The sequence below is a fragment of the Kitasatospora sp. NPDC058115 genome, from assembly GCF_042884635.1.
Classification (GTDB): domain Bacteria; phylum Actinomycetota; class Actinomycetes; order Streptomycetales; family Streptomycetaceae; genus Kitasatospora.
On the sequence record NZ_JBHVTL010000018.1, the window covers coordinates 149621 to 168199 of the forward strand.

General features: G+C 76.4%; 16 protein-coding genes. 12 read left to right on the forward strand and 4 right to left on the reverse strand.

Annotated features, from left to right (window positions below; all coding sequences use genetic code 11):
• Positions 1–3 precede the first annotated feature (3 nt).
• The 12 genes from ACFVVL_RS20470 to ACFVVL_RS20525 are packed head-to-tail and all read left to right on the forward strand — an operon-like array spanning position 4 to position 15032.
• Positions 4–639, forward strand: a complete 636-nt coding sequence (locus tag ACFVVL_RS20470; protein WP_387677136.1) for a hypothetical protein — start codon at positions 4–6, stop codon at positions 637–639.
• Positions 636–1283 carry a hypothetical protein gene (locus ACFVVL_RS20475; protein WP_387677198.1) on the forward strand — a complete coding sequence of 216 codons (648 nt, stop codon included), beginning with the start codon at positions 636–638 and terminating at the stop codon, positions 1281–1283. Before ACFVVL_RS20470 ends, ACFVVL_RS20475 begins: the two co-directional genes overlap by 4 nt.
• Positions 1280–1633, forward strand: coding sequence for a hypothetical protein (locus ACFVVL_RS20480; protein WP_387677139.1), 354 nt, complete (start codon positions 1280–1282; stop codon positions 1631–1633). The genes ACFVVL_RS20475 and ACFVVL_RS20480 overlap by 4 nt, the downstream gene beginning before the upstream one ends.
• Positions 1626–2783 (forward strand): hypothetical protein, encoded by a 1158-nt coding sequence (locus tag ACFVVL_RS20485; protein WP_387677141.1) that lies wholly within the window; start codon positions 1626–1628, stop codon positions 2781–2783. Before ACFVVL_RS20480 ends, ACFVVL_RS20485 begins: the two co-directional genes overlap by 8 nt.
• Before the next feature lie 24 nt (positions 2784–2807).
• Entirely contained in the window at positions 2808–3317 is a 510-nt protein-coding gene (locus ACFVVL_RS20490) for a phage baseplate assembly protein V (RefSeq protein WP_380291837.1), read from the forward strand.
• Between the two features lie 13 nt (positions 3318–3330).
• On the forward strand, positions 3331–3663 hold the full coding sequence (locus ACFVVL_RS20495) for a hypothetical protein (protein WP_387677144.1): 333 nt from the start codon (positions 3331–3333) through the stop codon (positions 3661–3663).
• A complete protein-coding gene (locus ACFVVL_RS20500; RefSeq protein ID WP_387677147.1) occupies positions 3660–4067 on the forward strand; it encodes a GPW/gp25 family protein in 408 nt (135 codons plus the stop codon). Before ACFVVL_RS20495 ends, ACFVVL_RS20500 begins: the two co-directional genes overlap by 4 nt.
• On the forward strand, positions 4064–7267 hold the full coding sequence (locus ACFVVL_RS20505) for a putative baseplate assembly protein (RefSeq protein WP_387677149.1): 3204 nt from the start codon (positions 4064–4066) through the stop codon (positions 7265–7267). Before ACFVVL_RS20500 ends, ACFVVL_RS20505 begins: the two co-directional genes overlap by 4 nt.
• Entirely contained in the window at positions 7264–11025 is a 3762-nt protein-coding gene (locus ACFVVL_RS20510) for a putative baseplate assembly protein (protein ID WP_387677152.1), read from the forward strand. The genes ACFVVL_RS20505 and ACFVVL_RS20510 overlap by 4 nt, the downstream gene beginning before the upstream one ends.
• Entirely contained in the window at positions 11022–13253 is a 2232-nt protein-coding gene (locus ACFVVL_RS20515; RefSeq protein WP_387677155.1) for a hypothetical protein, read from the forward strand. Before ACFVVL_RS20510 ends, ACFVVL_RS20515 begins: the two co-directional genes overlap by 4 nt.
• Positions 13254–13287: 34 nt before the next feature.
• Complete coding sequence (locus ACFVVL_RS20520) at positions 13288–14832, forward strand: DUF6519 domain-containing protein (protein WP_387677158.1); 1545 nt, start codon at positions 13288–13290, stop codon at positions 14830–14832.
• On the forward strand, positions 14829–15032 hold the full coding sequence (locus ACFVVL_RS20525; RefSeq protein ID WP_380291851.1) for a hypothetical protein: 204 nt from the start codon (positions 14829–14831) through the stop codon (positions 15030–15032). The genes ACFVVL_RS20520 and ACFVVL_RS20525 overlap by 4 nt, the downstream gene beginning before the upstream one ends.
• A gap of 25 nt (positions 15033–15057) precedes the next feature.
• Here the strand turns inward: ACFVVL_RS20525 and ACFVVL_RS20530 are convergent, their stop codons facing one another.
• From ACFVVL_RS20530 to ACFVVL_RS20545, 4 genes are read right to left on the reverse strand one after another with little or no spacing between them, the layout of a single operon-like run.
• The gene (locus tag ACFVVL_RS20530) at positions 15058–15333 is read right to left on the reverse strand and encodes a DUF202 domain-containing protein (RefSeq protein ID WP_387677160.1); all 276 of its coding nucleotides are present in this window, start codon (positions 15331–15333) and stop codon (positions 15058–15060) included.
• Positions 15330–15710 carry a YidH family protein gene (locus tag ACFVVL_RS20535; RefSeq protein WP_387677163.1) on the reverse strand — a complete coding sequence of 127 codons (381 nt, stop codon included), beginning with the start codon at positions 15708–15710 and terminating at the stop codon, positions 15330–15332. The genes ACFVVL_RS20530 and ACFVVL_RS20535 overlap by 4 nt, the downstream gene beginning before the upstream one ends.
• Positions 15711–15716: 6 nt before the next feature.
• Complete coding sequence (locus tag ACFVVL_RS20540; RefSeq protein WP_387677166.1) at positions 15717–17156, reverse strand: sulfatase-like hydrolase/transferase; 1440 nt, start codon at positions 17154–17156, stop codon at positions 15717–15719.
• A gap of 9 nt (positions 17157–17165) precedes the next feature.
• Positions 17166–18560, reverse strand: coding sequence for an MFS transporter (locus ACFVVL_RS20545; RefSeq protein ID WP_387677169.1), 1395 nt, complete (start codon positions 18558–18560; stop codon positions 17166–17168).
• Positions 18561–18579: the final 19 nt, after the last annotated feature.

The window sequence follows — 18579 nt, forward strand, 5'->3', positions numbered from 1 at the left end:
GGAATGACCCGATCGTTCACCCGCCTGGTCCTCAGGCCCGAGTTCGGCGAGCACGACTTCAAGCTGGTCGTCTGGGACCTGTTCTGGAACCTGCTCGACCTCGGGCGCAAGGAGGACGGCGCCGTCGTCGACAGCTGGCTCACCCCGGACGGCAGGGCCGAGGTGCACTACGTCGACGACCGGACCACCGGCCTGCGGTACGTCACGATCCGGGGCGAGGGCGCGGCGGAGACGGAGGCGGAACTGCGGCCCCGCTGCCGGGTGTGGACCCTCGACGAGGCCCTGACCGCGCTGCGCCGGAGCGCCGGACGCGGCGAGCGGCCGGCCGCGGACGACCGGCCCGAAGCGGACGACCGGCCAGGCGCGGACGACCGCAACGACCGGCTCGTCGCGCTCTACGCCGCCGCGCTGACCGCCGAGGGCCCGGAGGACCGGGCGGTGGTCGAGGCGTTCGCCGCCGCGGCCCGGGACGACGATCCGGGGATCCGGCAGGCGGTGGTGGTGGCGACCGGCTACCTGCCCTGGCCCGGCCTGGTGGCCCTGGTGGAGGAGCTGGGCCGGACGGACCCGGTGGACCACGTCCGGCACAACGCCCGGGTCCTGCTGGAGGGTCTGGCCCGGACGGAAGGCGACTCCTGATGCCCTACACGGACGCCCCCCGGCCGGTGCGCTCCGGCCTGGTCGTCGTCGACCCGCAGCGCGGCACGCCGCAGCGGATCATCGTGCTGCAGTTCAACCCGGACAGCCTGGAGCGGTCGCTGGCCCCGCAGGCGGCGGGGGCGGACGGCAGCGGGGACCGCACGGAGGCCCTGCGGCTCAAGGGACCGGCCGTGGAGACGTGGAAGTTCACCGCGGAGCTGGACTCCACCGACCAGCTGGACGTGCCGGCCCCGAACGGCATCCATCCGCAGCTGGCCACGCTGGAGTCGCTGGTGCAGCCGGCCAGCGCACAGCTGAGGGCCGGCCAGGCGCTCGCCGCGCTCGGCACCCTGGAGATCGCGCCGGTCGAGGCGCCGCTCACCCTGTTCACCTGGGGCGGCAAGCGGATCCTGCCGGTGCGGCTGACCGAACTCACCATCACCGAGGAGGCGTTCGACATGGATCTGAACCCGGTCAGGGCGGCCGTCGCCGTCGGCCTGCGCGTGCTGACCGTCAGCGATCTGCCGGCCGGCCACCGCGGGGCGGAGCTCTACCTCGCGCACCTGGCGCAGAAGGAACGGCTGGTCACCGCCGGGGCCGACGGCGGGCCGGGGGCGCTCGGCCTGGGCGGGGGGCTCCGATGACCGCCGGCGACCCGTTCGACGCGCTGCCCGCGCCCTCGCCGTACCCGCCGGGCAGCCGCTACCACGGCGTCCCGCTCGCGCTGCACACGGAACCGGACGGACGGCAGGTGCCGTACCTGCGGCGGCGGCTGCTGCCGCGCGCGGACGGCCTGACGCCGCTCGCCGAGCACACCGTCGGGGCCGGCGACCGCCTCGACCTGCTCGCCGACCGCTACCTCGGCAGCGCCGACCAGTGGTGGCGGATCGCCGACGCCAACCCGGTGCTGGATCCACGGGAGCTGACCGCGACGCCGGGCCGGCGGATCGTCATCGCGCTGCCCGGCGCGGGAGCGGGGGTGGACCATGGCTGACGCCCCGGCCGTCACGGGCGGCGGACCGGTCGGCTCGATCCGGCTCAGCCTGCTGATGGGCCCGCGGATCCCGGTGCCGGTGCCGCAGCCGGTGACCGACGCCCTGCTGTCGGCGCAGGTCACGGTGGCGTCCGGGCAGCGCAGCGGGTTCCAGCTGGCCTTCGACCTGTCGAAGCGCGGTCCGGTCAACACCGCCCTGCTGCCGGGCGGCTTCTTCGACCCGAAGACCAGGGTGGTGCTGATGGTGACCGTCACCGGCACCCCGAGCGTGCTGATGGACGGGGTGATCATCCGTCAGGAGGTCGGCATCAGCAACCAGCCCGGGCAGTCCACGCTCACCGTCACCGGGGAGGACCTGACGGTGCTGATGGACCTGGAGGAGCAGGCCGGGGTGCCCTTCCCCGCGATGTCCCCGGCGGCCCGGGTCGCCGCGATCATCGGCAAGTACGGGCAGTACGGCATCGTCCCGCTGGTGATCCCGGAGCTGGTGCCGCAGACGCCGATGCCCACCCGGCGGATCGACTTCCAGAAGGGCACCGACCTCGGGTACGTCAACGAGCTGGCGAAGGCCAACGGGTACGTGTTCTACCTGGACCCCGGCCCGGTCCCCGGGGCGAGCCGGGCGTACTGGGGGCCGGAGAACCGGCTCGGTGTCCCGCAGCACGCGCTGAACGTGAACATGGACGCGCTGTCCAACGTCGACCAGCTCACCTTCGCCTTCGACGGGACGGCGCGCGAGGAGCCGGAGGCCCGCGTCCAGCTCCCGGCGACCAAGGTGTCCGCCGTCCTGCCGGTGCCGGAGGTGAGCGTGCTGCGCCCGCCGCTCGCGCTGCGGCCCGCGCCGGCACTGAAGAAGAAGGTCGTCGCCGACACCGCCAAGAAGGACTCCACCCAGGCGGTGGCCGAGATCATCGCCCAGGCGGTGCAGTCGGCGGACGCCGTCTCGGGCTCCGGCCGGCTCGACGTCCTCCGGTACGGGCACGTGCTGCGGCCGCGCGAGCTGGTCGGCGTCCGCGGCGCCGGCCTCACCTACGACGGCCTGTACTTCGTCAAGAGCGTCACCCACGACCTCAAGCGCGGCTCGTACACCCAGAACTTCACGCTGACCCGCGAGGGCCTGATCGCCCTCCAGCCGGTCGTCGTCCCGTAGCAGCCACAGTCAGGAGGTGCCCGCATGGCCGAACCGACCCGCTACCTCGGCAAGTTCCGGGGGACGGTGGTGAGCAACGCCGACCCGCTGGGGATCGGCCGCATCCAGGCCCAGGTGCCCGACGTGCTGGGCGAGGCGGTCTCCACCTGGGCGATGCCCTGCTTCCCGGTGGCCGGCCCGGGCATGGGGCACTACGCGCTCCCGCCGGTCGGGGCGGGGGTGTGGCTGGAGTTCGAGCAGGGCGACCAGAGCTACCCGGTCTGGACGGGCTGCTGGTACGGATCCGCCGCGGAGGTGCCGGCGGAGGCGGCGACCGGCCCGCCGGGTCTGCCGAACACGGTGCTGGAGACCTCCGGGCGGCGGGTGATCGTGCTGTCCGACGATCCGGTCACCGGGATCACCCTGCGCACCCCGGGCGGGGCCTCGATCGTGATCAACGACTCGGGCATCCGGATCAGCAACGGCCAGGGCGCCTCGATCGCGCTCGTCGGCGCCACCGTTTCCATCAACCAGGACGCCCTGAGCGTGACCTGACGGGGAGGACCTCGTGCCCGGAAATCTGCTGCACGTCAACGCCACGGTGCTCTGCCCGCACGGCGCCCGGGCGACCGCCCGGCCCGCCCAGGCCCGGGTGCTGGTCGCCGGCCAGGCCGTCACCGGCACCGCCGACCCGTACACCGTGACCGGCTGCCCGTTCACCGTGGCCGGCAAGCCGCAGCCGTGCGTCACGGTCCGCTGGGTGGTGCCGTCGGCCCGGATCCGGGTGAACGGCTCCCCCGCGCTGCCGAGCTCCGCCGTCGGGCTGTGCCAGAGCGCCGAGCAGATCCCGCAGGGGCCGCCGGTCGTGACCGTCGTCCAGCAGCGCGCGGAGGGGACGTGAACGGCACGGGGTACCCCGGCGACGGCGCCGGGCCGGCCCGCACGGACCTGGCGTTCCCGTTCCGGATCGACCGGCGCGGGCGCACCGCCGAGGCCGGGTACGACGACCACGTGCGGGACCTGATCGAGCAGTTGCTGTTCACCGCTCCCGGCGAGCGGGTCATGCACCCGGACTTCGGCTGCGGACTGCTCGACCTGGTCTTCGCGCCGAACAGTCCCGAGCTGGCGGCCACCCTGCAGCTGTCCGTCCGGGCGGCGCTGCAACGGTGGCTCGGCGATGTGATCGAGGTCGGCTCGCTCGACGTGGAGAGCGAGGACGACGTGGTGCGGGTCCGGCTGGCGTACGTGGTGCTGCGCACCGGCACGCAGCGGCAGGACATCTTCGAGGGCGGGGTGGCGGCATGACCGGGCGCAGCGAGGGGCCGGGGGCCCGGTGCGGGACGGACCTGCGGCGCGCCGATGTGCGCGCGGCGCGGTCGGCGGGCCTGGACGGCGCCGAGCCGGGCGACGACGGGCGCACGCTGGAGGTGACCTTCCTCGGCCGGGCGCCGGACGGGCTGGGCCCGGAGAACCTCCGGATCGACGGCGGCCGGCGGATCACCGGTCTGCGCGCCGTCCGGGTCGAGGTCGAGCGCGCGGACGACCCGGAGCTGGACGACCTGATGCGGGTCACCCTCGACCGCTCCGGCGACACCTCCCGCTACCGGCTGACCGTGGTCGAGGCGGACGCCCACGGCCGGCCGGGCACCCGCCCCCGTCCGGACTTCGACCCGCGGTACGCGAGCGCCGCCTTCTCCTTCGGCGCCGACTGCCCCTCGCCCTTCGACTGCCGCGCCGAGGAGAGCTGCCCGCCCGTCGTCCGCCCGGCCCCGGTGACCGACTACACGGCCCGCGACTACGAGAGCCTGCGGCGGCTGGTGCTGGACCGGATGAGCCTGACCGTCCCCGGCTGGTCCGAGCGGCACCTGCCCGACCTCGGCGTCACCCTGGTCGAGCTGCTCGCCCACACCGCCGACCTGCTCTCCTACCAGCAGGACGCGGTGGCCACCGAGGCGTACCTCGACACCGCGCGCCGCCGGGTGTCGGTGCGCCGGCACGTCCGGCTGACCGACTACCCGATGCACGACGGCTGCAACGCCCGGGCGTTCGTCGCGCTGACGGTGGACCGCCCGCTGACGCTGCGGCGCGGCACCTTCCGCTTCGCCGCCGTCGACGTCGGCCGGCTCGACCCGCGGGACCGCCCGGACCTGGCGGCGGTGGTCCCCGACGAGGAGCTGGACGCGCTCGCCCGCACCGCCGCCGTCGAGGTGTTCGAGCCGCTCGGCGGGGAGGACGTGGCGCTGCACCCCGCCCACAACACCATCCGGTTCTGGACCTGGGGCGACCAGGACTGCGTGCTGCCCGCGGGCGCGACCGGCGCCACGCTGCGCGACGAGTGGCACCGGTCCGGCCGCCCGGAGGAGCGGGCCCGGCAGCTGGCGCTGCGCCCCGGCGACCTGCTGGTCGTCGAGGAGGTGCTCGGCCCGCGCACCGGCGCCGCCGCCGACGCCGATCCCGCGCACCGCCAGGCCGTCCGGCTGACCTCGGTCACCCCGCTGGTCGACGAGCTGTACGGGCAGCCGCTGGTCGAGGTCGCCTGGGCGCCGCAGGACGCGCTGGCCTTCCCGGTCTGCCTCTCCGCCCACGGCGGCAGCGGCTGCGGGCCGGTCGCCGACGTGAGCGTGGCCCGCGGCAACGTCGTCCTGGCCGACCACGGCCGCTCCCTGACGTTCTGCGGCGGGGCCCCGGAGACGTTCCCGGTGCCGCCGGAGCCGGTGCGGGTGGCGCCCTGCGCGCCGGGCGGCGGCTGCGGGTGCGGATGCGCGGAGGGCGCCGGGGACAGCCCGGCCGCGCAGGCCCTCCAGGAACTGCTCGCCCTGACCCGCGGCGGGCGGCAGCTCGGCCCGCGGCAGGTCCGCGAGCTGGAGGCGCTGGTCGGCGCGGCGGCGGTCCGGCGGGCCGGGCTGGGCGTGCGGCTCGCGCCCGGCTCCGGCGCGGAGGGCGGCGACGGCGGGGGCGCCGAGGTCGAACCGCCCACCGCCGACGCGCAGGCGGCGGTGCTGGAGACGCTGCTCGACCAGACCCGCTACCCCGTCCTGGCGCAGCCCTTCCGGCCGCTGCTGCGCCACACGCCGGTCACCCGGGCGGCCGCCTTCCCGGACCGGGCGCACATCTGTGCCGGACAGGCCGCCCTGCTGGCCGCCGTGCCCGAACGGGTCCACCGGCGGCTGGAGGAGCTGTGGCACCGCGCGCGCGGCGGCCACCGCCTCTCCCGCGCCGAACTCACCGAACTCACCGTGCTGTTCGGTGCCCGGGTGGTGCAGGAGCTGCGTCTCGCGGAGCGGCCCGCCGACGGCCTGCGCGAGCTGCTGGCCCGCCGCACCCGGCTGCTCGCGGGCAAGCTGCGCCGCCTCGACGTGCTCGTCGCGCGCACCCGCTCCGGCGTGGTGCTCCGGCGCTCCGGCGTCTGGGAGGTGGACCGGAGCTGGGGTGCCCGGTACGCGGCCGGGCTCGACCCCGGCTCCCCCGCGCTGGCCGGCCCGGCGGGCGGATCCGCCGTCCAGGATCCGCGCGCCGCCCTGCCCGCGGTCCTGGCCACCGCCGACGGCCTGGAGTGGACGCCCCGCCGGGACCTGCTAGCCGACGGGCCCCGGGACCGGCACTTCGTCGGCGAGTTCGAGGACGACGGCCGTCTCGCGCTGCGCTTCGGCGACGGCCGCCACGGCCGGCCGCCGCGGCCCGGTGCGGAGCTGCGGGTCGCCTACCGCCTCGGCAACGGCGCGGCCGGGAACGTGGGCGCGGAGGCCGTCAACCACCTGGTGGTCTGCCGGCCACCGCGGGGCGGGGCCGCCACCCGGCCGCAGGACGCCGTGCTGCACGTCCGCAACCCGCTGCCCGCGACCGGCGGCACCGAACCCGAACCGCTGGGCCTGGTGCGGCAGTCGGCGCCGCTCGCACTGAGCCGCCGCCGGCTGCGCGCCGTCACGGCCGGCGACTACGCCGAGCTGGCCGCCGGCCTGCCGGAGGTCCGGCGGGCCGCCGCGGAGCTCCGCTGGACCGGCAGCGGCCAGGAGGTGCACGTCGCCGTCGAGCCGTACGGGCAGGCCCTCGCCGACCGCACCCTGCTGGAGGCGGTCGGCCACGCGCTGGAGGCGTACCGCCGGATCGGCCACGAGCTGGTCGTCCGCCCCGCCCTGCTGGTGCCGCTCGACGTCGAACTGCGGATCTGCGCCGCCGCCGGGTACCAACGCGGCCACGTCCTCGCCGAGTTGCGGCGGGTCCTGGGCAGCCGCGCGCTGCCGGACGGGCGCCTCGGCTTCTTCCACCCCGACGCGCTGGGCTTCGGCGAGCCGGTACGGGCCTCCCGGCTGGTGGCCGCGGCGGCCGCCGTGCCGGGCGTGGTCAGCGCCCGGATCACCCGGCTGCGGCGGCAGTTCGGGCGGGACGACGGCGAGCCGGACGCCGGGCTGCTGCGGCTCGGCGCGCTGGAGGTCGCCGCGTGCGACGACGACCCCGACCGGCCGGAGAACGGCCGGCTCTCGATCGTGATCGGAGGTGGCCGGTGAACGGCCAGTGCACCTGCGGCTGCACGGGCACCGCGACCGCGACCCCGGCCCCGCTGTTCAACCCGCCCGGGCTGAACGCCCTCGACCACCGCGTCGGCCGCTACGGGCAGTTCCTCGCGAGCATGCTCGCGCGGCTGTCCGGCCCCGCGTACCCGGCGCTGCGCGACCTGACCGTCCGCACCCCCGACGACCCGGCGATCGCGCTGCTGGACGCCTGGGCGGTGCTCGCCGACGTGCTCACCTTCCACTCCGAGCGGATCGCCGACGAGGGCTATCTGCGCACCGCCACCGAGGAGGGCTCGCTCACCCTGCTCGGCCGGCTGGTCGGGCACCGGCCCCGGCCCGGCGTGGCCGCCGACACCCATCTCGCCTACACCCTCGACCACGACCCGCGGGCCGTCGAGGACCCGGCCGTCACCGTGCCGCGCGGCGCCCGCAGCCAGAGCGTCCCCGGCCCCGGCGAGGACCCGCAGTCCTTCGAGACGGCGGAGGACCTCGTCGCCCGCCCGGCCTGGAACGAGCTGGCCGTGCTGCGCCGCCGCCCCTACCAGCTGACGCCCGGGCAGCTGAACCCCGGCGGCCGGGCCGAGTTGTTCGCCGCCGGCACCGCCAACAACATCAGGCCCGGCGACCGGCTGCTGTTCGTCTTCAGCGCCGACCGGGCCGCCGACCCGGTCCACCGGGTGCTGCGGCTGGTGCCCGAGGTGCGGATCGACCGCGACAACGACGTCACCGTGATCGGGCTGCCCCGGGACCTGCGCACCCTCAAGGACCTGCGCGCCGAGCTGACGGACTGGATCACCGTCTCCGGGCACGCCCCCCGCCCGAGGCCCGGGCGCAGCCGGATCGTCCGGGAGTTCGACGCGCAGGTGCTGGCCCCGCTGCGCGCCGACCTCGACCGGCCCGACGGTCCGCTGAGCACCCCGGCCGACTTCGCCGAACGGCTCGTCCCGGTGGCCGCCCGGGCCGCCGAGGCCGCCGAACTGGCCCGCTCCCAGCAGGCGGTGGCCGACTGGTTCGGCGCCCTCGGCGAGGAGCTGGCCCGGCTGCGCGAGCGCGCCCACCAGCTGGAGCCGCCGCAGCCCCCCGACGGGACCGGATCCCACCCGCCCGGCCCCGCGGCCGCCGACCCGGCCGTCCGCGGCCTCGGTCCGCTGCTGGCGGCGCTGCGCACCACCCCCGCCCGGCCCCCGCTCAGCGCCCGCGACCTCGCCCGCGACCCGCGGCGCCTGTTCGCCGCCGGATCGGACCTCGGCCCGCAGCTGCTGACCGCCCTGGACCCCCGGCTGCGCGCGGGCCTCTACCCCGCCTGGCAACGGGTCGACCTGACCGCGCCGCTCGCCGTGCACGAGATCCAGGCGATGCGGGTGGTGGCCACGCCGTTCGGCGCCACCGCGCCGCTCAAACCCGTGTACGGCGCCGACGGCCGGATCGACCGCTACGTCGACTGGCCGCTCTCCGGCAGCACGCTGATCGGCGTCCGCATCGGCTTCGACACCGCCGGAACCGTCCCCACGACCGCCGACTTCACCTACGTCGAGGCCGGCAGCCTGCTGCACAGCGGGTTCTCGCTGCCGTGGGACCACACCTTCCCGTTCGGGCCCGGCCAGGTCCAGGTGGTCACCACCGAACCGCCGCCGCCGGACCCGCACGCCGGCGCCGCGCCCGCGCCCGACCGGGAGCCCGGTGTCAGCGCCCGGTTCCTGGCCGGACTGCCCGAGCGCACCGTCCTCGTCTCCCGCCCGCAGGCCGACGGCCGCGTGCACGTGCGGGTCGAGGGCGGGCCCGGCCCCGTGCTCGACCACCGGCTCGACCCGGGCCAGGAGACCACCGGCGAGTCCGGCGAACTGAACGTCCGGATGCACCGCCACCCCGCCACCGAGCAGTCCCCGCCCGCGGTCGAGGTGGTGTTCACCACCAAGCTGCAGCCGGTCTCCGGCACCGTCCTCACCCTCGACGCCGTGTACGACCAGATCGCGCCCGGCAGCTGGGTGGTCGTCCAGCGCCCGCGCAAGGGGCTCGACGGCGGCATCCCGGGCGGCCGCGACCTCGCCGAGGTCATCACCCGGGTGACCGATGTGCGGGTGATCTCCCGCGCCGACTTCGGCATCACCGGCAAGGTGACCGAACTGTCCCTCCAGCAGCCCTGGCTGGACGACCAGGACACCCAGCTCTCGCACATCCGGGACGCCACCGTCTACGCCCGCGGCGAGTCGCTGCGGCTCGCCGACGAGCCCGTCACCGAGGACGTCCACGGCGACCGGATCGAACTCGCCCGGCTCTACGACGGGCTGACCCCCGGCCGGCTCGTCGCGGTGAGCGGCGAGCGCACCGACATCCCGGGCACCACCGGCGTCCGGGGCACCGAACTGGCCATGATCGCCGGGGTCGGGCAGAGCGTCGACCCGAGCCTGCCCGGGGACACCGTCCGCACCACGCTCACGCTCAGCGCCGGCCTCGCCCACCGCTACCGGCGCGACACCGTCCAGGTCCTCGGCAACGTCGTGCGCGCCACCCAGGGCGCCACCCGCGACGAGGCGATCGGCAGCGGCGACGCCGGCGTCCCGGGCCAGCGCTTCGCCCTCTGGCAGTCGCCGCTCACCTGGCTGGCCGCCGACACCCCCGGGGGCGCCCGGAGCACCCTGGAGGTGCGGGTCGACGGGGTGCTCTGGCACGAGGTCGACAGCCTCGCCGGGCGCGGCCCCGGCGAACGGGTCTACGTCACCGCGACGGCGGGCGACGGCCGGACCACCGTCACCTTCGGCGACGGCGTGCACGGTTCGCGCCTGCCCACCGGCCGGGAGAACGTCCGCGCCCGCTACCGGATCGGCATCGGCCCGGCGGGCAACGTCGGCGCCGGCCGGATCACCCAGCTCACCACCCGCCCGCTCGGCGTCTCCGCCGTCGTCAACCCGCTGCCCGCCACCGGCGGCGCCGGACCGGACGGCCCCGGCCTCGCCCGGCGCACCGTCCCGCTCGCCGTGACCGCCCTGGACCGGCTGGTCTCGGTGCCCGACTACGCGGACTTCACCCGCTCCCGGGCCGGCATCGGGCGCGCCGCCGCCGTCCGGCTCTCGGACGGCGGGCGCGAACTGGTCCACGTCACCGTGGCCGGGGTGGACGACATCCCGCTCACCGGCGACTCCGACCTGATCCGCACCCTGCGCTCGGCGCTCACCGCCCACGGCGACCCGCGGCTGCCGGTCGAGGTCGCGCCGCGCGAACTCGTGCTGCTGATCGTCGCCGCGGGCGTCGAGCTCGCCCCGGACCGCTCCTGGGACGTGGTCGAACCGGCGCTGCGCCGCGCCCTGCTCGACCGGCTGGGCTTCGCCGGACGCGAACTCGGCCAGAGCGCCCACCTGTCCGAGGTGCTCGCCACCGCCCAGGCGGTGCCCGGCGTGGCCCGGGTCGACGTCGACGCCTTCACCGGTGTGCCCGGCAGCCTCACCCCGGAGGGCCTGGAGCAGCTGTCCGAGCGGCTCGCGCGACCGCAGCCGAGCGTCCCGGCGGCGCTCGCCCGCTTCGAGGAGCAGCGCCACCGGGTGCGCGACCCCGCCGGGGAGAGCCTCACCGCCGTCGCCGCCCGCCACGGCATCACGGTCGCGGAACTGCTGCGGCTCAACCCGGACGTCACCGACACCCGCCCGCTGCCGCCCGGCCGGGTGCTGACGGTCTTCCGCGGCCTGCGCCCGGCCCAGCTCGTCATGCTGGCGCCGAACCTGCCCGACACGTTGATCCTCAAGGAGATCCGCGGATGAGTGACACCGGCGAGCGGGACCCGGACGGACTGCTGGAGCTGCTGCCGCAGTGGCACCGGCTGCGCGACGCCGACGCGGGCGAGCCGCTGCGCGCGCTGCTGGCCGTCATCGCCGAGCAGGCCGACCTCGTGCGCGGCGGCATCGACCAGGGCTACCGGGACCGGTTCGTGGAGACCGCCGCCGACTGGGCCGTCGCCTACCTCGGCGACCTGGTCGGCTACCGGATCCTGCCCGGCTACGAGGAGGTGCTCGCGACCGGCCTGCACGGCGCCGCCTCCCCGGAGCGGGCCGCGGCCCGCGACCGGCTCGCCGCCCGGCTGGCGCCCCGGCACGACGTCGCCAACACCGTCGCCCACCGCCGGCGCAAGGGCACCCTCGCCCTGCTGGAGGAGCTGTCCGCCTCGGTCGCCGACTGGCCCGCGCGCGCCGTGGAACTCTCCCGGCTGGTCGCCGGCACCCCGCCGGTGCGGCTGCTGCGCCCGGACGAGGAGCCCGCCGCCGGGCGGCGGCCGGGCCGGGGCCGGCTCGCCGGCCTGCGGGACGGCGCCGCGCTGGACCTGCTCGGCGGCCCCTTCGACGAGCAGGCGCACACCGTCGACGTCCGCCGGGCCGGCTCCGCCCGCCGCCCGGGCGGCCGCACGCCCGCCGGGGTCGCCCTGTACGTGTGGCGGCTGAAGCCCTACTCCGTCACCCGGGCGCCGGCCTACTGCATCGACCGGGCCAGGAACCTGTTCACCTTCTCGGTGCTCGGCAACGACGCGCCGCTGTTCACCCGGCCCGAACCGGAGCCCTCGGCCTCCCACCTCGCGACGCTCGACAACGTGCCGGCCCCGATCCGGCGGCGCCAGCTGGCCGAGCGCCTCGCCGACTACTACGGGCCCGGCAAGAGCTTCGCCCTCTGGCGCGACGGCGCCCAGGAGCCCGTCCCGCCCGCCGAGATCACGGTGGCCGACCTGACCGGCTGGACCTACCGGCCGGGACGCGGCCAGGTCGCCGTCGACCCGGTGCTCGGCCGGATCGCCTTCGGGGCCCACACCGCCCCGCGCCGCGGCGTCTGGGTCGACCACCACTACGCGTTCGGCGACGACACCGGCGGCGGGGAGTACCCGCGCGAGCGCCCGGAGGTGCGGCACCGGACGCTCTACCGGGTCGGCCCCGGCGGGCCGTACCAGCGGATCACCGACGCCTACGAGCGGTGGCGCGCCGACCAGCAGGCCGGCCGCGCGGGCGGCGCCGCCGTCATCGAGATCACCCACAGCGGCACCCACCAGGAGCAGCTGGACTTCGACCTCGGGGCCGACGACCGCCTCGAACTGCGCGCCGCCGAGGGCACCCGGCCGGTGATCCGGCTGCTCGACTGGTACAGCAACCGGCCGGACGCGCTCAACGTCCGGGGCGTGGTCCCGGGCGGGCGGCTGGTCCTGGACGGCCTGCTGATCACCGGCCGCGGCGTCAACGTCACCGGCCCGCTGGCCTCCGTCACCCTGCGGCACTGCACCCTCGTCCCGGGCTGGTCGCTGGAGCCGCACTGCGCGCCGCACTCGCCGCACGAGCCCAGCCTCGTCCTGGACCGCACCACGGCCTGCGTGCGGATCGAGCACAGCATCCTGGGCGCGATCCAGGTCGTCGGCGACGAGGCCGGCACCGACCCGCTGGAGATCCACCTCGGCGACAGCGTCCTGGACGCCACCGGGCCCCGGCGGCCGGCGCTCGCCGGGCCCGACTGCACCCACGCCCACGCGCTGCTGCACGCGCGCCGCACCACCGTGGCCGGCGAGGTGCACACCCACGCGGTGCCGGTCGCCGAGGACTGCGTCTTCACCGGGCGGCTGCGGGTGGCCCGCCGCTCGACCGGCTGCCTGCGGTTCTGCTACGTGCCCCCGGGCTCGCGCACCCCGCGCCGCTACGCCTGCCAGCCCGACCTGGTCCGCTCGGCGGTGACCGAGCTGGTCGAGCGCGGCGAGCTGCCCCCGGAGCGGGCCGCCCGGCTGCGCGAGCTGGAGACCGCCCGGGTCCGCCCGCTGTTCAGCAGCCTCCGCTACGGCACGCCCGACTACGGCCGGTTCGCCGCCGGGTGCGCGCCGGAGATCACCCGCGGCGCCGAGGACCGCTCCGAACTGGGCGCCTTCCACGACCTGTTCCAGCCCCAGCGCGAGGACAACCTGCGGGCGCGGCTGGCCGAGTACACGCCGGCCGGCGCCGACGCCGGGATCTTCTTCGTCACCTGACCCGCCCCCGCCCATCGTCTCCGAGAGGACGACCGTGCACGCAGACTTCTCGCGCCTCACCTTCCGGCCCGGCAAGCACTACTCCGCGGTGCTGACGCAGCAGGGCCGGGTCCAGCTCGACGCCGACGCCAACGAGCAGGCCGCGATCGAGCGGTACCAGCTGCGCACCCTCGCCGCCGACCTGATCGGCCGTCACGGCGGACCGGCCGCGGCGGCCGGGTTCGCGATCGGCCACGTGCCGGGCAGCCACGACCTGGACGACCTCACCATCGGCGGCGGCCGCTACTACGTCGACGGCATCCTGTGCGAGGCCCACCGGCCCGTGCCCGGCCGGGCCGCGCCCGAGGACGGCGGCGCCGGCGCCCCCACCGGTCCCTCCACCGGCCCCTCCGCCGGTCCTTCCGCCGGCGCCTCCGACGGCGGGGCCGGCGAGGAGCCCGCCGGGTGGACGTACTGGGACCAGCCCGACGCCTACCGGGACCAGGAGCGCCCCGGCGACCGGCTGCCCGGCGCCTTCCCGTTCCTGGTCTACCTGAAGGTCTGGGAGCGCAGCGTCACCGCGGTCGAGGACCCGGAGCTCCGCGAGGTCGCGCTCGGCGCCGCGATGCCCGACACGGCGGCCCGGGCCAAGGTCGTCTGGCAGGTACTCGCGCTGCCCGCCTCGGAGTTGAGCGTTCCGGAGGGCGGCCTCGCCGGGGTGCGGGAGGCCTTCGACGCCTGGGCCGGGGCGCACGAGCGGCCCGTCGCCCGGCTGGCCGCGCGGGCCCGGCGGCCGGAGCGCGCGGGCGAGGACCCGTGCCTGGCGCACCCCGAGGCCCGCTACCGGGGCCCGGAGAACCAGCTGTACCGGGTGGAGGTCCACCACGGCGGCCGGGCCGGCTGCGACGCCACGTTCACGTGGTCCCGGGAGAACGGCTCGGTCGTCCTCCCGATCGTCTCCGTCGAGGGCGTCTGGGTCGGCCTCGGCACCCTGGGCGACGACGACCGGCTCGGGCTCTCGGTCGGCGACCGGGTCGAGGTCGCGGACAGCGCGTCCGTCAGCCGGGAGGAGGTGACGGAGCTGCTCCAGGTGGAGGAGATCGACCTGCCGGGCCGCCGGGTGCGGCTGTCCGCCGAACCGGCGCCGGAGGTCGGCCGGCAGGCCGCGCGCCACCCCTTCCTGCGCCGCTGGGACCACCGCGAACCGCGCGGCCGGGACGCCCCGCCGTTGGCCGGCGGCGCCCTGCCGCTCCAGGAGGGGAGCTGGCTCGACCTGGAGGACGGCGTCCAGGTGTACTTCCGGCCGGACGGCACCTACACCCGGGGCGACTACTGGCTCGTCCCCGCCAGGACCGCCACCGGCTCGGTGGAGTGGCCGCGGAACGCGGCCGGTGAGGCCCTGCTCCAGCCCCCGGCCGGGATCCGGGTGCACCACGCCCCCCTCGCCTGGGTGACCGGCCCGGCCGAGGTCACCGACCTCCGGCGGAGCTTCGGGCCGTTGACCGCCCAGGCCGGAGCGGATGCCGGGGCCGCGCCGGTTGACGAGGGCCGTCAATCGGCGGGACCCACCGGGCCGCCGGGATGCAGGGTGGGCCCATGAACGCGCTGCACCAGCACCTCCTCGACAGCTACCGGGCCGCCCGGCACGCCGAACCCGCCCCGCCCCTGCCCGGCACCCACGACCTCGCGGCGCTGCGCTCGGCCCGCGACCACCGTCGCTTCGAGGCCGTCCTGGCCGGCCGCCCGGCCACCGGCCGCCTCCGCCTGGCCCTGCGCCGGCTGCGCCCCGGGACCTGCTGACGGCCGGGCACCCGCCCGCCCCCCGTCAGGCCCGAAGGGCGTACTGCGCGGCGAGCAGGAGAGCGGCGGCGGCCGCGCAGAGGGACATCGCGCGCTGCCGGAGGCGGGTGCCGGTCCTCGTGGTGACGGACAGGGCCGCCACCACGAGGAGCAGGACGCCCGCCGCCGCCTCGGCCGCGGAGCGGTGGGCGAGGGCGCCGCGCACCGCCAGGACGGCCGTGACCAGCGCGGAGAGCGCGGTCCGGCGGCCGGCGAGCGCGGTGCGCTCGGGCTGCAGGCCGGGGTCCCTCCCCGGGGTCACGAGGACCGCAGCAGGAGCAGCAGGAACAGGCCGATCCCGGCCGGCGCGGCGCTCACGGCCAGCACCGGCAGCACCCGGCTCCGCGGCAGCGGCCGCCGGTGGCGCATCGCCCGCTGGACGGCGCGCCAGCGGACGTAGGCGGTGCCGCACAGCAGGGCGCCCGCCACCGCCGGTACCGCGCCGAGCAGCGTTCCCGTGATCCCCCGGGTGTGCGCCGGGACGAACTGGGCCACGGCGAGCGCCGCCGCGATGAGGGCGAGTCCGGTCCTGAACCAGGCGAGGAAGGTCCGCTCGTTGGCCAGCGAGAACCGGTAGTCCGGCTCCTCGCCCTCCTCGTACCACGGCGTGCCGCCGTCGGGGCGGGATCCGGTGGGCACGGTGGGCTACCGGCTGCCGGGCGCCGGCAGGGCCACCTGCGGCAGGCGCGGGTCCGGCGCGGGCGGGATGACGTCGGCGGTCTCGACCATCCAGCGCAGCACGGCGTCGTGCAGCCGCCGTTCGGTGCCGGCGTGCTCCTCGCGGCCCGCCAGGTTGACCCGCTCCCGGGGGTCGCTCGCGCGGTGGTAGAGCTCCGGCGGCTCGTAGAGCCGCCAGACGTACGTCCAGGCGTGGTCGCGGACGGCGACGGCCTTGCCGACCAGGGTGGGGTCCTCGTGCTGGAGGGCGCCCTTGAGGTCGTACGGGAAGCCAGGGCGCTCCAGTTGCTCCTCCTCCTCGACGGTGAAGCCGCCCTCGGTGAAGGCGTACTCGCGGTGCGGCGCGGCCGGGTCGTGCAGCAGCGGGACCAGGCTGCGGCCGAAGTGGCGGTGCGGCGCCTCGACCCCGGCCAGCTCCAGCACGGTGGGCAGGACGTCGATCATCTCCACCAGGGCGTCGCTGGACCGTCCGCCGGCGAAGCCGCCGCCGCTGATGATCAGGGGGTCGCGGACAATGCAGTCGTGCATCGCCGAGGGCCACTTCTCGATCAGCCCGAAGTCGCCGAGGTATTCGCCGTGGTCGGCGAAGAACAGGGTCACGGTGTCGTCCGCGGCGCCGGCCCCGGCGACCGCGCCCATCACCCGGCCGAGCTGGTCGTCGAGGCGGGAGATCATCCCGTAGTAGGTGGCCGTCACCTCGCGCCACTGCTCCGGGGTGACGTCGCCGATCCCGTAGCGCTCGCGGACGGCCCGCATGTAGCGCGGCTCGCCGGCCGCGTCCCCGGGGGCGACCGGGTCGGGGAGGGCGTCCCGGTCGACCTGGGAGTACCAGGGCTCCTCGACCTGGAACGGGCAGTGCGGCGCGACCAGCGGGACGAACAGCACCCAGGGCTGCCCGGGCGGGTTCTCCAGCCACCGTTCGGCGGAGCGGATCGCGGCCTCGTCGGGGTCGATCCGGCCGTCGTCGGGGACCAGGCCCCGGTAGAACAGCCGGGACCAGACGCCGTCCGGGTAGTCCCCGCCGTAGCCGACGGTGGGCATGGTCGAGAAGCCGTACTCGTGGACGCTCGCCTCGGTGACGCCCGGCGCGAAGGTGTCGCCGCGCGCGCCCGCCCAGGCGACGTGGTAGCCGGCGTCCTTGAGGATGCGCAGCAGGTTGGGCTCGTGCTCCTTGAGCAGGTGGGTGAGGGTCCGGTGGCCCGCGGTGTGCGGGTACCAGCCGGTGAGCATCGACGCCCGGCTCGGCGAGCAGACCGGGTGCTGGACGTAGGCCTGGTTGAAGGTGGTGCCGCGGGCCGCGAGGGCGTCCAGGTGCGGGGTGCTGACGTAGGGGTTGCCGAACGCGCCGACGGCGTCCGCGCGCAGCTGGTCGGGCATCAGGATCACGAAGTTGGGACGGCTGGTCATGTGCGGTTCCTAGTTCTGCGGTTCGGTCGGCAGCGGCCGGTCGTCGGCGGTGGCGCGCCGGTCCAGCTCGGTCTGGACGGCGGCGACGTCGCGGCCGTAGGTGCGGTACAGCGGTGTGGTGAGGAGACCGTTGGCGAGGAGGACCACGACCACCATCCACAGGAAGGCGCCCTGCAGTCCGACGGCGTCGCCGAGGTGGCCGACCAGCAGGGTGATCACGGCCCAGGCGGCCCCTTCGATGCCGAGGAAGACGGCGAAGGCCGCGCCGCGCAGTTCCGGCGGTGTGATGGCCATGACGACCGGCCGGTTGACCGACGGCTGGAAGCCCTGCAGCAGGCCCAGCAGCGAGAAGAGGGCGGCGTAGACGCCGAGGTGGGTCCAGGCGATCTGGGTGGCGACGTAGGCGACGACGCCGTACCCGAGGATCGCGGTCTGCAGGACGGCGATGCGGCCCGAGCCGGGGAAGCGGCGCTGCACGCGGTCCGCGGCCAGCCCGCCGGCGAGGGTGCCGATCAGGTACGACAGCGAGGAGGGGAGGATCACCAGCGAGGCCTCCGCGGTGCTGAACCCGCGGACGTCGACCAGGAACACCACGCCGAAGGCGATCATCACGAACTGGGCGCTGAGCAGGCGTTGCAGGCACATCAGCGGGAAGCTGCGGATGCCGGCCAGCCGGCGCAGGGCCGCCCGGTCGAAGGCACGGACGCGCGGCGCGGCGGGTCCTTCCTTCCGCGCGGCGAGTTGGTGCTCGGCCCCGCCGACGCCGGGGTCGTCGAAGAACAGCAGGACGGCGAACCCCGCCAGCAGTTGCATGGCGCCGACGGCGAAGAACCCGTACCGCCATCCGCCGTCGACCCGGGACAGCTGCCCGAGCACCGGTCCGAGGAGCCCGGTGACCAGGGCCACGGTGCCGAACAGGACGCCCGCCGCCCGGCCGCGGGCCCGGTCGTCGAAGAGGTCGGCGAGGATGCCGTTGATCAGGGGACCGCTCCCGGCGACGCCGGCGGCGGCGATCGCGAAGAGCACCACGAGCTGCACGTAGTTCTGGGCCAGGCCGGTGGCCACGGTCCACACGCCCCACAGGCCGGAGCTGACGGCGAGCACGTACTTGCGCGGGTAGCGCTGGGCGAGGCTCACCCAGATCGGCCCGAAGACCACCCCGATGATCTTGCCCAGGGCGACCAGCAGGCTGAGCGCCGCCAGTGGCAGGTTCAGGGCGGAGCGCATCGCGGGGAAGAGCACCGAGACGGCGCCCTGCTCGCCGCTGTCGGTGGCCATGGCGGCGCTGAGCAGGCCCAGTTGGCGCCAGCGGCCCTTGCCGCCCGGGGCGGCGGCGGCATCGGAGGCGGCGGCGGAGGCGGGCGGGGAGGTCACCGCGGCGGGCGGCGGGGAATCGGCGGTCATGCGGAACTCCCTTGGCACG